Consider the following 13,031-nt stretch of genomic DNA (forward strand, 5'->3'; position numbering starts at 1 on the left):
TAGGCAGTGCCAGGGAAAAGCATTAGTCTATTAGCATGCATGCAGATAATAAGATTTATGCTCCGGATCCCTCCTCGGATTTCGTGGAGCTGGCCGCGGAAGTCTTCGGACTGCTTTCCGATGCCACGCGGATCCGGATTGTGCTGCATCTGCGCCGTGCCGGAGAGCTTTCGGTCAATGCGCTCGCAGAGCTCGTCGAGAAGAGCCCTTCGGGGGTTTCCCAGCACCTGGCTCGCTTGCGCATGGCGCGCATGGTGACCACACGCCAGGTCGGAACCAAGGTGCTGTATAGCCTCACCGATGAGCACCCCGCACGCCTGGTCAGCGAAGCGATCAAGCAGGCAGAGCATTCTGTATCCAACGGCCAATTGCCGCTGCATCACGAAGCGCCAAACACCTAGGACTAAAGAAGACGGGGGCGGCCAAGATGCTTTCAGTTCTCAGGGACCAGGCGTACGCCAAGCTCTTCGGCGCGCAGATGATTGCGCTTCTGGGCACTGGCTTGCTCACCGTAGCGCTGGGCCTTTTGGCTTTCGATATCGCCGGCAACGACGCGGGCTTGGTGCTCGGCCTGGCCTTGACCGTCAAGATGGTCGCCTATGTGGCGGTTGCACCATTGGTCAACGCCCTGGTGTCCCATATTCCGCGCAAACCGGTGCTTGTCGGGTCCAATGTCATTCGTGGACTGGTGGCGCTCTGCCTCCCCTTCGCCAGTGAAGCGTGGCAGATCTATGTGCTGATATTTGTCCTGCAATCGGCATCGGCGACCTTTACCCCCGCATTCCAGGCGGTCATTCCCTCCATCCTGCCTGGAGAACGGGAATATACGAAGGCCCTGTCCCTGTCGCGTCTGGCCTATGACATGGAGTCGTTGGCCAGTCCGATGCTGGCGGCCGCGTTGTTGACTGTCACCAGCTACCACAACCTCTTTGCCGGGACCGTGATCGGCTTTGCCGCATCGGCTCTGCTTGTTGCCGCGACCCGGTTCCCGCTGATCCCGCCGCCGCAGAAGACGCTCTTCTTCCATCGCCTCACCGGCGGAACCCGGGCGTTCTGGTCGGCACGCGAACTGCGCAGCCTGATGGCACTGAATCTGGTCGTTGCCGCGGTCTCCGCCATGGTCATCGTCAACACGGTGGTGCTGGTGAAGGGGGAGCTGGGCCGTTCGCAGGTGGATGTTGCCTTGCTGCTCGGAGCCTATGGTGCAGGTTCGATGGCGGTGGCACTGGGCATGCCCGGGTTGCTGGAGCGTTTCGAGGACAGCACTGTGATGCTCGCCGGCGCCATAATGATGCCGCTGCTGCTGCTCATTGGTGCTACGGTCATCGGCTGGGCACAGGGAGCCGGGCAATGGGCCGGGCTTCTTGGCTTATGGATGGCTTTGGGTGCGGCGACTGCAAGCATCCTCACGCCCTCGTCCAGGATATTGCGCCGCAATAGTACAGAGCAGACGCGCCCGGGGGTTTTCGCCGCGCAATTTTCCTTGTCCCATGCCTGCTTCTTGTTGACCTACCCGGTGGCCGGTGTCCTCGGCGCGTCAATCGGCTTGTGGGGCGTCGCCGTGGTTCTGGTCGGGATCGGCGCGATCGGCACGGTGCTGGCCCTTGCCTCATGGTGCCCGGTCTTGGATCGCCGTAGCCAGCTTGGGTGAGCTCGGCAGAACGGTCGCTGGCCTAGTCGAAAGCCGGTGGCTGGCCAACCTCCTGCTCGGCGATCGACGGTCGCGGCGCGGAGTGGGGACTCATGCTGGAATCCTCAACGCCGGCCCTTGACTGCGCGGTACTCGATCTTTACCGCTTCGAGCGCAGCAATTCCAGGACCTGGTCCTGGCTGACTTGGCCGAAATCCTCGTAGAACGCGCCGACGGCCGTGAAATTGCCCGGGGTGAGAAGTTCGCAGATGCCATCGACATGGGGCGCCAATTCAGCAACCGTTTCGGGGGAAGCCACCGGAACTGCCAGCATGACGGAGGCAGGGGACAACTCCTGTACGAGATCCAGCGCGGCCTTCATCGTCGCGCCCGTGGCCATCCCGTCATCGCAGAGCAGCAAGTCGCGCCCGGAGAGATCCGGGCAATAGTCCTTGAACCTGTCGGCGAGGGCCAGCAGGTCGGCACCGGTGCCTCGTTCCAGGGATTCGAGCTCGTCCTTGCCGAAATACTGCAGCGCCCGGCGATAAATGGCCTCGTTGATATGGCGGGAGCTGCTGGACCCATACCGGGCGATGGCGCCGAATGCCAGCTCGGGATTGCTGGGTACCCCGAGCTTGCGCACCGCCACGGCGCCCAGATCGGCGCCGAGCGCCGTGGCCACTTCGTAGGCAATGGGCACCCCGCCGCGTAGCAGGCCCAGCACCGTGTAGTCTCCGGCGGGCAGCAGAGTGGACAGCTTCATGCCCAGCGCGGCGCCGGCATGGCTGCGGTTTTCGAACACTGTGCTTCTACCTGTAGCCATGGTTCCAGTCTTGCCCAATGGCGCTCGATTGCAAGGGTATCGGTGGAAACATCCAGCATTTAATGTCCCGTGCGGTGATCAGGTGCTTGAGTCGACAGTCTGAAAAGTCGACGCAAGGAGCATCACGGGCCGGCGTGGGAGCAGCAGTGCTTGGGAATCCAGACGCTGCTCAGGACTCCGGCTGCTACTGGAGGCCGAGAAGTGCCCTGGTGTGCCGGTATTTCTCGGCCAACCGCTGCCGGGTAACCGGGTCCAGTTGGCTGGTGCGTTCAGGGTCGGTGTTGTCGGCCAGATCCGCTTGCTTGACCAGCAAGGCCAGCGAGTTGCCGCGCACTTTTGCGCAATACTCTTGCAGGCTCTGCCCTGGACGCTTGCTCAGCAGCTGGACCGCCTCGATGACTGTTTCGGGAATGCCTGAGTTGCGCAGATCCTCCGCGCTCACCTCGCAATCCTCGATCACATCATGCAGCCACGCGGCCGCGATGGCCTCCGGCGAACCGCCAAGAGCGCGGGTATGGCCAGCCACTCGTGCCGGATGCCCGATATAGGCAGCGCCAAGCTTATCGACCTGGCCTTCGTGGGCGCGGACAGCAATCGCCTTGGCCAATTCAACTAGCGATTTTTGCTCGTCCATGTTCCGCCTCACTGATCGGCTGTTGCTGATTTACAGCTTACGCGTGGCGGGAGGCGGGTTGGCAGGATTTGGCCTGCCAGGCTACGACATTGAACACGTCGTTCCACAGGATCCACTAATGTGTCATTGACTGTAGTGTGTGACACACAGTAATGTAGTGGACATGGAAGAGTTCGACACCCAGCTGCAAGAGCTGCGACGCGGCACCGTAGTACTGGCCTGCCTGCAGCTGCTGCGCGGCGCCGGGTATGGCTACAGCCTGCTGGAGCAGCTTGGCGATCATGGTTTCTCCACTGACGCCAACACCCTGTATCCGCTGCTGCGTCGTTTGGAGAAGCAGGGGTACCTCACCAGCGAGTGGAACACCGAGGAGGCGCGGCCACGCAAGTTCTACCGGACCTCGCTCGACGGCATCCGTCTCGCTGACGCGTTGACCGCCGAATGGCGATCCCTGACCACGGCGATCGCCTCGCTCACCAAAGAGGAGCACTGACATGACTACCACCTTGACCGAACGCTACATCTCGGCCACCATCCGGAGCCTGAAACCCGAACTGCAGGACGACGTCCGCGCCGAGCTCGAAGCCTTGATTGCCGACGCGATCGAGGCGCGCACGGACAAGGGTGAGGCCGCGGACGAGGCTGAACGCGAAGTCCTGTCCGAGCTGGGCGATCCCGGCCTGCTTGCCGCGGGCTACGCGGACCGGCCGCTGCACCTGATCGGTCCGAAGCACTACCTGACCTGGTGGCGGCTGCTGAAGCTGCTGTTGTGGATCGTACCGGTCTGCGTGGTCGGCGCGGTGCTGCTGGGCCAGCTGCTCTCCGGAGCTGAGGTCGGCGAGAGCCTCGTCCAGGCGCTGGCCATCGGGCTGCAGGTGGCCGTGCATCTGGTCTTCTGGACCACGCTGGTCTTCGTCGTGCTCGAGCGCTCCGGCGCGGACACCGGCATGAAGTGGGATGTCGACCAGCTGCCTGAGGTCCAGGAGGATGGCGCCGGACGCAGCGAGCTGATCGCCTCGCTGGTGTTCCTGGCCATCGCCGTCGTGGCGGTGGTGTGGGATGCGGTGCGCGGATTCTTCCCGACCGGCGGCGAGCCGATCGCGATCCTCAATCCGGGACTGTGGCCGTGGTGGATCGGCGCGCTGTTCGGCCTGATGGTGCTTGAAGCAGTCTTCGCTTTCGCGCTTTATGCGCAGCGCCGCTGGACTACCGCGCTGGCAGCGCTGAACACCGTGCTTGCCCTGCTTTTCGCGGCCTGGGTGCTGGTCCTGCTGCTGGGCGGGGAGCTGGTGAACCCCGAGTTCCTCTCGTTCATCGCTCAGGCCGGCGGCGAGGAATTCGCTGCCGGGAATGCGGATACCGCAGGCAACGGGGGAGTCTTCCGGATCCTGGCTGTGCTGCTCGGGTTCGGGATCGCCATCGGGGTCGGTTGGGACATCGCCGATGGCTGGCGCAAGGCGGTGCGCGAACGGCGCGTTGCCCGGGTCTGAATTCCTTGGAAGAACGAAGCCTGAAAAAGCAGAATCCCGGGGCATCGGAGAAGGAATTCGCAGATGTCCCGGGATTCTTGTGCTGCAGCTCAGGGAAGCTGCCAAGCTCCAGGTCTAGGGGAGCTTGCCTGGCTTAGAGCTGGTTGCCCAGCTTGAAGCCCTTGGATGCCTGGCCGTGGTACGAGCCGTCCTCGTCACCGGCACGGGTGTAGGAGAAGCCGTCGGCGCCGATGGTGACTTCCAGTTCGGAGTCGTCGGTGCGCTCGACGATTTCCTGCACGTTGCCATCCAGATCCAGGACCTTCGAGGCCTCGGTGTACCACGAAGGCACAACCGGGTTGCCCCACCAGTCGCGGCGCTGGTTGTCGTGCACGTTCCAAGTGATGGTCGGGTTGTCCGGATCGCCGGTGTAGTAGTCCTGGGTGTAGATCTCGATGCGGTGGTCATCCGGATCCAGGATGTACAGGTAGAACGCGTTGGAGACGCCGTGGCGGCCTGGGCCGCGTTCGATGCGGTCCGAGATGCGCAGTGCGCCCATCTTGTCGCAGATCTGGATGATGTTGTGCTTCTCGTGGGTGGAGAAGGCAACGTGATGCAGACGCGGGCCGTTGCCGCCGGTCAGGGCGGTGTCGTGCACGGTGCCCTTGCGGTGCATCCAGGCTGCGTAGGTGGTGCCTTCGTCGTCCTGGATGTCCTCCGTGACGCGGAAGCCCAGGTCCTCTAGGTACTTGCGGCCGCGTGGCACGTCCGGGGTCACCTGGTTGAAATGGTCCAGACGGACCAGCTCGCCGGCCGAGTACAGGTCGTAGCGCATGTGCAGGCGCTCGACGTGGGTGGTCTCGAAGAAGAACTCATAGGGGAAGCCCAGCGGATCCTCGACGCGCACTGCATCGCCGATGCCCTTCACGAAGCCTTCCTTGCGGCGCTCGGTGCGGCAGCCCAGTTCCTTGTAGTAGGCCTCGGCCTTGTCCACGTCTTCGGTGGAACGCACGCGGAAGGCCATGGCCTTCAGCGCGGCCACTGGGCCCTTGGTCAGCACCAGGTTGTGGTGGATGAATTCCTCGAAGGAACGCAGGTAGATCTGGTTCTCGTCTTCGTAGGACACGTGCAGGCCCAGCACGTCGACGTAGAAGTTGCGCGAGCGCTCAAGGTCGGTGACGACCAGTTCGGCGTAGGCGCAGCGCAGGATATCCGGCGCTGGCACCGAAGGGGTTGGGATCGGGTTTGCGATCGCTTTGCTCATGATGTGCTCCTTTGCAAGCAAAAAAATTTAGTGGAGGGAAGCTGGTGCTTCCTAGACGCCGAACTTCGGGGAGTGCGCTTCGTTCAGGGTGATCTGGATGGACTGCTGGGTGGTGTAGAAGTCCACCGAGCGGTAGCCGCCCTCGCGGCCCAGGCCCGAAGCTTTCACGCCGCCGAATGGGGTGCGCAGGTCGCGGACGTTGTTCGAGTTCAGCCACACCATGCCCGAGTCGATCTGGTGCGCGAAGTTGTGCGCGCGCTTCAGGTTCGAGGTCCACACGTAGGCGGCCAGGCCGTACTTTGTGTTGTTGGCCAGCTCCAGGGCTTCCTCGTCGGTGTCGAACGGGGTGATGGCAACCACCGGGCCGAAGATCTCGTCCTGGAAGATCTGCGCATCCGGTGCGACATCGGCGAACACGGTCGGGGCGACGTAGTTGCCCTCATTCTCGAAGCCTTCGGCGCGGCCGCCGCCGGCCAGCAGCCGGCCTTCGTTCTTGCCGATTTCGATGTAGCTCATGACCTTGTCGAAGTGGTTCGGGTGGACCAGCGAGCCGACCTCGGTCTTCGGGTCGCTCGGCAGGCCGACGCGGATGTTCTTGGCGCGCTGCGCGAACTTGGCAACGAAATCATCGTAGATCTCGCGCTGGACCAGCACGCGGGAACCGGCGGTGCAGCGTTCGCCGTTCAGCGAGAACACGCCGAAGACGGTGGCGTCCAATGCGGCTTCCAGGTCGGCGTCGGCGAAGACCACGGCAGGGGACTTGCCGCCCAGCTCCAGGGACAGGCCCTTGAAGAATGGTGCGGCCGCGGTGGAGATGGTGGCACCGGTGGAGGAGTCGCCGGTGAAGGAGACCAGCGGGACGTCCGGGTGCTTGACCAGGTAGTCGCCGGCCACGCCGCCGGAGCCGAAGATCAGGTTGAAGACGCCCTCTGGCAGGCCGGCTTCGCGGAAGATCTCTGGCCACAGGGTGGCGGACAGCGGGGTGTAGCTGGCCGGCTTCAGGACCACCGAGTTGCCGGTGGCGATGGCCGGGGCCAGCTTCCAGGATTCCTGCATGAACGGCACGTTCCATGGGGTGATCAGTGCGGCGACGCCGATCGGCTTGCGGTTCACGTAGTTCATCTGGCGGCCCGGGACGCGGAAGGTGTTGTCCACCTGCGCGACGATCAGGTCGGCGAAGAAGCGGAAGTTCTCGGCGGCGCGGCGGGCCTGGCCCTTGGCCTGGGTGATCGGCAGGCCGGAGTCGTAGGATTCGAGCAGCGAGAGTTCCTCGTCGCGGGATTCGACGATGTCGGCGATCTTGTGCAGCACGCGGGAACGCTCGCGCGGCAGCATCTTTGACCATGGGCCTTCCTTGAAGGACTTGCTGGCGGCGGCGACGGCCAGGTCCACGTCCTCTGGCTGTGCCGAGGCGACGGTGGCGTAGTTGGTGTTGGTGACCGGTTCCTGCACGTCGAAGGTTGCTCCGCCGATGGAGTCAACGAATTCGCCGTCGATGTAGTGCTGCAGGTGGGTTGGGAGATTTTCCGGTACGAAGTGCTTGCTCATGGCAGTTCCTTTCGTGCGTTGTCCCGGTGTTTTCACCGGATAGCTTTGGGCAAAACTATGGGTAGTGCAGGGGCTGCCGGCAAGATGGCGCTCGGTGCCATGCCGGCGGCCTTGAGGTAGGCGTTCAGGGTGCGGGCGCGGTGCTCGCGCGCCGCGGCCTCGATCTGCGCCGGGGTGGCGTGATCGGCAATCAGATCCAGCAGCTTCTCGTGTTCCTCAACCGAGGCGCGGGCCCGGTTCGGGATGTGAGTGAAGGAGCTCGCGCGCATCGCCGCCAGCCGCCGCCATCCGCGCTGGACCAGGTCCAGAATGTGCGGGTTGGGGCATTGGCCGTAGAGCAGCTGGTGGAATTCGGTGTTCATCCGGGTGAAGGCCACCGGGTCGAAGTCCTCCAGGCATTGGCGCATCTTCTCGTTCAGCGCCCGCGCCTCGGCGAGCCACTTGGCGTCCATGGCATCGGCGGCCAGCGCGGTGGCGGCCGGCTCGATGACCATCAGCGTCTGCATGGTGTGCAGGTAGAGCGTGGAATCCACATGGGCCACCGTCGCCCCGACGTTTCGGGTGAAGTGGACCAGCCCTTCGGCCTCCAGCCGGCGGATCGCCTCGCGCACCGGAACCACGGAGCAGCCCAGCTCATCGGCAATGGTGCCCAGCACCAGCCGGTAGCCGGGGGAGTATGCCCCGTTGACGATGCGCTCGGAGACCAGCTGGTAGGCCGCCTCGGACTTGGAAGCAGTCATTACAGCGACCATGAGTCCAGATCCGGGCTGCCTGCGTCCTTCCAGGCGTTGTACTTGGCCTTCCACTCGGCGTTCATCGGGAACAGGCCTTCGATGCCGTGGCCTCGCTTGACCATGGCGAAGATGAATTCGTCATTGGACTCGGTGACCGCTGCCTCGGCGGCCACCTCGGCCACCATGGCCGGCGGGATGACCACGATGCCATCGGAGTCGGCCACGATCACGTCGCCCGGCTGCACGGACACACCGCCGCAGGCCACGGTGATGTCCTTGTCCCAGGCCACGTGCTTGCGGCCGAGCACTGCCGGGTGGGCGCCGTTGTAGAAGACCGGGATCTGGAGGTTGGATACCGCATCCAGGTCGCGCACGCCGCCATCGGAGATGATGCCGGCGGCACCGAGCTGCTGGGAACGCAGGGCCAGAATGTCGCCCAGGGTGGCCGAACCCGTCTCGCCGCGGGCTTCCATGACCAGGATTTCGCCGTCCTTGAGCGAGTCGATGGACTGCTTCTGCATGTTGTAGCCGCCGCCGTGGGCCTTGAACAGGTCCTCGCGGTTCGGGATGTAGCGCAGGGTGCGGGCGGTGCCGATCACGCGCTGCATGCCCTTGGTGGCACCGGGAACCTCGATGTTCACGTTGTTCAACCCGCGCTTGCGCAGGGTGGCGGACAGGGTGGCGGTGGCGACCGAGGCCAGCTGCTCGCGGACCTTGTCGGTCAGCACCGACTTGCCGGTAATCAGGGGTTCCATGCCGGCGCTCTCGCGATCGCCGTAGGCGTCTTCCTTGTCCTTGTCGGTGACCTTTGGCTGGTTGCCGAATGCGGCGAAGGCTTCGGTGCCCTCGATGGCGGTGGTCTTCAGCTTGCCGGTGGATGCGCCGGAAACCAGGTCGGTGACCTCGACCTCGACGACATCGCCTGGGAAGAAGACGGTGGAGCCGGCAGGGGTGCCGGTGAGGATGATATCGCCTGGCTGCAGGGTCATCTGCTGGGACAGGTCGGCGACGATGGTGGCGAAGGAGAAGAGCAGTTCCGAGGTGTCGGCATCCTGGGCGAGCTGGCCGTTCACCCAAGTCTGCACGCGCAGCTTGGCAGGATCCAGGGTGGAAGCATCCAGCGCGTTGGGGCCGACCGGGGTGTAGCCGTCGCCGGACTTCGAGCGGATGTTCGAGCCCTTGTCCGCGTACTTCATGTCGTGCACGCCCAGGTCGTTCGACGCGGTGACCTGTCCGACGTAGCTCCAGGCGTCCTCAACCGAGACTCGGCGGGCGGCCTTGCCGATGATCAGTGCGATTTCGCCCTCGAAGGCGAGCAGCTCGGTGCCGGCAGGGCGTTCCACGGTGGAACCGCTGGCGGCCAGCGAGCTGGTGGCCTTCATGAAGTAGCTGGGGAATTTCGGGGTGCGTCCACGCTGCGCCGCACGCGAGGAGTAGCTCAGGTGTACGGCAAGGATCTTGCCTGCCTGCACGAAGGTCTCTTCGGTTACCGGGACAATATTGCTCACCGTTGATCGGCCTGCTTTCGTCGAACATCATTTCGTACATCAAATCGTATACGATCAGTGTGGTCCCAATCTCAGGCGGTGTCAAGCGGGAAGCGGGAATCTTTCAGCCAGATGGCATCGAAGGCCGGAAATTCTGCGGAATCACGCGAAATTTGGCGCCGCCGAGAGTTTTCCAGAATCGTCGAAATCTGGGCATCAGATCGAATGTACGATAGCGCGCAATTGCCGACAGGAATGCCTTGTGGAGGCCGGGGACCGGCGGATCCGGTATTCCGATAGGGGCCCTTAAAGGTTGAAAGCCGCGTTAAAAACGGCGCTGGCCGGAGAGAATTCCCCGGCCAGCGCCTCGTGCTATTAAGTTGTTCAAGTGGCAGTGCAGGCCGTGGTCTACACGCGGATGGCATCCACGATCTTCACGCGTGCTGCCACCAGCGCCGGGAGCACGCCAGTGAGCGCGCCCACCGCAACGGAGACTCCCATGCCCAGCAGTGCGGCATCAAGCGGGAAGGGCGGCATCTGGTCCAGCTCGGTAGCGAGCACCATGTTCAGCAAGCTCTCATTGGAAACAAGAGCCACCGAGATCAGCACGCCCAGGCCGCCAGCCACGGCGGTGGCGACCACGCTCTCCATCATGACCGAGAAGAATACCCGGCCGGTGGTGGCGCCGAAGCTGCGGCGGATGCCGACTTCGCGAATGCGCTGCTTCATGGTCACCATCGCAACGTTCAGCAGGCTCAGCGAGCCAAGCAGCAAGATGATCACTGCAATGCCGGAAACCACTAGTGCTAGTTGATTCAGGCTCTCATCAGCACCCCACATCAGGTAATCCTCGCGGTGGGAATCGACGGTGAAGCCAGGAAGCTCGGCCTGCATCTGCTGGCCAAAGTGCATAGCCAACTCCTCGGATCCCTCGATAGGCACCCACATCTTGTAGGCCACTTCATTCATCGGGGATTGGCCTGCGAACCAATGGTCATAGGTGGCCGGCAGCATCCACAACTGGCCAGACATCCCGAAGGATCGGGAACTGGCGGTGCCGATGACCGTGACAGACACGGCGTTGCCGTTGCTCACCAAGTCGACGGCGAGCGGCAGGCGCTGGCCTTCCAATCCCAATTCCCTCATGATGTTCTGGTCAACCACCACGGCGGGTGACAGATTTTGCGCATCCTCGGATTCCAGCCAGCGGCCCTGGCTCATGACCAGACGGTGCATCGGGGCGTAGTCCGGCTCAACCACCAGGGTTTCCGCTTCAAGGGCCATACCCTGATATGAGACCCGCTGGTCGTAGCTGCGGCCGATCATCGTGGTGTAGTCGATTTTGAAGCGCGCGCTGGTCTTCTCGAAAGCCTGCGCCACCGAATCATCGCCCTGCGGACCTCCATCCGAGCGGGCATCGAAGGCATAGGTGGTGATCATTGCGGGACGGCCGTCGCGTTCAAGGGTTTCGGTCATCATCTGCCGGGCCATGCCGGCGCCGGCCAGGGCGGTGGTCAGCGATGCCACGGCAACGGTCACGCCAATCAAGGAGAGCAAGACCCGCAATTTGTGGATGCGCAGTTCCTGCCATGCCTCCAGCAAGGCGGCGGCAAATCCGGTAGCTAGTCGTGCAAGGGCATTCATCGGACCACGACCTCACCGAGCGGATGCAGCCGCCCTGAATCCAGGCGGAACTGCTCACGCGCCAGGGCTGCCACGTTGCTGTCGTGCGTGATGGTGATCAGGGCCGCGCCCGAATCAACCGTGGCGGAATCCAGCAAGTCCATGACGGCACGTCCAGTGCTGACGTCCAATGCGCCGGTGGGCTCATCGGCGAGCACCACGCGAGGGCGCCGCACCAGTGCACGGGCAATCGCCACGCGCTGCTGCTCGCCACCCGAGAGGGTCTGCGGCATGGAATCCAGGCGTCCGCCCAGTCCTACGCGTTCCAGTGCCTCGGTGGCCAGCTTGCGCCGATTCCAGAAATCGCGGCCGCTGGCATACATCAGCGGAGCCATGACATTCTCCAGCGCAGTGCGTCCGGGCAGGAGGTTGAACTGCTGGAAGACGAACCCGAGGTCGCGGCCGCGGGCATGAGCAGCCTGCTTGGCGCTCAGCCGGGCGGCATCCTTGCCGCGCCACAGCAGGCTCCCGCTGGTCGGACGATCAAGCAGGCCCAGGATGTTCAGCAACGTGGACTTCCCGGTGCCCGAACGTCCGACGATTGCTATGTGGTCTCCCTCGGATACGGTGAGATCAATCCCGTTGAGGATATGCAGCTCGCTGTCATCGGGCAGTAGGACGCTGCGGGTGACGTCCTCGAGCTTCAGCAATGGCTCACCACTCATCTGAGTAGGACTCCATCTGCATCATTTCGCCAGGCGCCGGGGTGGATCCCGGGACGAAACGAAGGATTTCGGTCTCGTCAGTCAGTCCGGAAACCACCTCGATGATCTTTCCATCGGTCACGCCAAGCTCGACTTCGGTGCGGATTTCCTTGCCGTTCTCATCCAGTTTCCACACCGCGCCCTGGCCAACCAGGCCGCGGACTGCAGATACCGGTACAGTCACTGCATCCTCGACGGTGCCGGCATCGATTTCCATGTTCATGTTCAGCCCGTCGAAGACGACGACGTCAGCTGGAACAGCACATGAAATCTCGCTGCTTGAAGAGCTCTCCGGAGATTCGCCGGTGGCCATTGGATCCATGGACGATTCCATATCCTGCTCCGCCGTGCTGGCGTTGGATTTCTTCGACGCGCTGTCCCCGACAGACAGATCCTTGCACGTGAAGGGCTCCGGCCCGCCGTCAATAGTGATCATTGCTTCGAGGGTTTCGTCCATCAGGCGGTAGCGATCCAGCGGATCGATCGAACCGGCCGCCAGGAATTCCTGCGGCTGGATGGAGCCGAGGCCCGTGCCCTTGGTGACGTCATCGCCAATCTCGATCTGGAAAGCGCCTACCTTGCCGGTGGCCGATGCGTAGACATCGTGGTACTTCACGACGGGAGCAGCTTCCACCGTCAATTGTTCGCCTTCGGAACCTTCGGTGTCCGAGTCGCTGGCTTCAGCGACTTCAGGCTGGGACTCTGTGCGGACCTGGAAGATGCGATCGCCAAGGGAGACATTGTCACCGGGTTTGACGAAGGCCCAGTTGACGACGCCGTCCACGGGAGCGTTCAGCTCTTTGGATTCGGTGAGCTTGATGGTTCCGGGGATGGTCAGCTTGTTCTCGACCGTTGCTTTTTCGGCAAAAACGGTCTCGGCCGGGATTTCTCCGGTGGGGAACAGGTCGTCGTCGGCGGCGGAAGTACCGCCGGCAAACGCGAGCTTCACGAGGCTGACGGCGATCAAAGCGCCGATGACCAGCCAGGCAGCGGGAAGGAAAACGCGGCGGAACGCGCGGCGTTGGCTCATAGAGTTGCTCTTTTCACCATACAAA

At 63.3% G+C, this 13,031-nt stretch carries 13 protein-coding genes; 4 read left to right on the top strand and 9 right to left on the bottom strand.

The features are described from left to right. Positions 1–35: 35 nt before the first annotated feature. On the top strand, positions 36–401 hold the full coding sequence (locus JOE62_RS07925) for an ArsR/SmtB family transcription factor (RefSeq protein ID WP_190264918.1): 366 nt from the start codon (positions 36–38) through the stop codon (positions 399–401). A 26-nt stretch (positions 402–427) separates the two neighbouring features. Next, the gene (locus JOE62_RS07930; RefSeq protein WP_204721678.1) at positions 428–1,651 is read left to right on the top strand and encodes an MFS transporter; all 1,224 of its coding nucleotides are present in this window, start codon (positions 428–430) and stop codon (positions 1,649–1,651) included. A 139-nt stretch (positions 1,652–1,790) separates the two neighbouring features. On the opposite strand, the gene JOE62_RS07935 is transcribed toward JOE62_RS07930, so the two are convergent. Further along, the gene (locus JOE62_RS07935) at positions 1,791–2,453 is read right to left on the bottom strand and encodes a phosphoribosyltransferase (protein WP_204721680.1); all 663 of its coding nucleotides are present in this window, start codon (positions 2,451–2,453) and stop codon (positions 1,791–1,793) included. Positions 2,454–2,637: 184 nt separating this feature from the next. After that, positions 2,638–3,087, bottom strand: coding sequence for an HD domain-containing protein (locus tag JOE62_RS07940; protein ID WP_204721682.1), 450 nt, complete (start codon positions 3,085–3,087; stop codon positions 2,638–2,640). A 163-nt stretch (positions 3,088–3,250) separates the two neighbouring features. Here JOE62_RS07940 and JOE62_RS07945 point away from each other — a divergent pair, with 163 nt between their 5' ends. Together JOE62_RS07945 and JOE62_RS07950 are read left to right on the top strand one after the other, a co-directional pair. Continuing rightward, positions 3,251–3,580: a PadR family transcriptional regulator gene (locus JOE62_RS07945; RefSeq protein WP_204723251.1), complete on the top strand. Its 330-nt coding sequence runs from the start codon at positions 3,251–3,253 to the stop codon at positions 3,578–3,580. 1 nt (position 3,581) lies between these two features. Then, complete coding sequence (locus JOE62_RS07950; RefSeq protein ID WP_204721683.1) at positions 3,582–4,577, top strand: permease prefix domain 1-containing protein; 996 nt, start codon at positions 3,582–3,584, stop codon at positions 4,575–4,577. A 133-nt stretch (positions 4,578–4,710) separates the two neighbouring features. On the opposite strand, the gene hpaD is transcribed toward JOE62_RS07950, so the two are convergent. The 7 genes from hpaD to JOE62_RS07985 form a co-directional block, all read right to left on the bottom strand. After that, positions 4,711–5,808, bottom strand: coding sequence for a 3,4-dihydroxyphenylacetate 2,3-dioxygenase (hpaD, locus tag JOE62_RS07955; protein ID WP_038991538.1), 1,098 nt, complete (start codon positions 5,806–5,808; stop codon positions 4,711–4,713). A gap of 63 nt (positions 5,809–5,871) precedes the next feature. Then, complete coding sequence (hpaE, locus tag JOE62_RS07960; protein ID WP_204721685.1) at positions 5,872–7,368, bottom strand: 5-carboxymethyl-2-hydroxymuconate semialdehyde dehydrogenase; 1,497 nt, start codon at positions 7,366–7,368, stop codon at positions 5,872–5,874. Positions 7,369–7,400: 32 nt separating this feature from the next. Further along, positions 7,401–8,108, bottom strand: coding sequence for a GntR family transcriptional regulator (locus tag JOE62_RS07965; RefSeq protein ID WP_204721687.1), 708 nt, complete (start codon positions 8,106–8,108; stop codon positions 7,401–7,403). Next, positions 8,108–9,610 (bottom strand): fumarylacetoacetate hydrolase family protein, encoded by a 1,503-nt coding sequence (locus JOE62_RS07970; protein WP_204721689.1) that lies wholly within the window; start codon positions 9,608–9,610, stop codon positions 8,108–8,110. Before JOE62_RS07970 ends, JOE62_RS07965 begins: the two co-directional genes overlap by 1 nt. Before the next feature lie 387 nt (positions 9,611–9,997). After that, entirely contained in the window at positions 9,998–11,233 is a 1,236-nt protein-coding gene (locus JOE62_RS07975; RefSeq protein WP_204721691.1) for an ABC transporter permease, read from the bottom strand. Continuing rightward, on the bottom strand, positions 11,230–11,937 hold the full coding sequence (locus JOE62_RS07980; protein ID WP_204721693.1) for an ABC transporter ATP-binding protein: 708 nt from the start codon (positions 11,935–11,937) through the stop codon (positions 11,230–11,232). The genes JOE62_RS07975 and JOE62_RS07980 overlap by 4 nt, the downstream gene beginning before the upstream one ends. Beyond that, the gene (locus JOE62_RS07985; RefSeq protein WP_204721695.1) at positions 11,927–13,006 is read right to left on the bottom strand and encodes an efflux RND transporter periplasmic adaptor subunit; all 1,080 of its coding nucleotides are present in this window, start codon (positions 13,004–13,006) and stop codon (positions 11,927–11,929) included. The genes JOE62_RS07980 and JOE62_RS07985 overlap by 11 nt, the downstream gene beginning before the upstream one ends. Positions 13,007–13,031: the final 25 nt, after the last annotated feature.

The organism is Glutamicibacter nicotianae, assembly GCF_016907615.1.
Classification (GTDB): Bacteria; Actinomycetota; Actinomycetes; order Actinomycetales; family Micrococcaceae; genus Glutamicibacter; species Glutamicibacter nicotianae.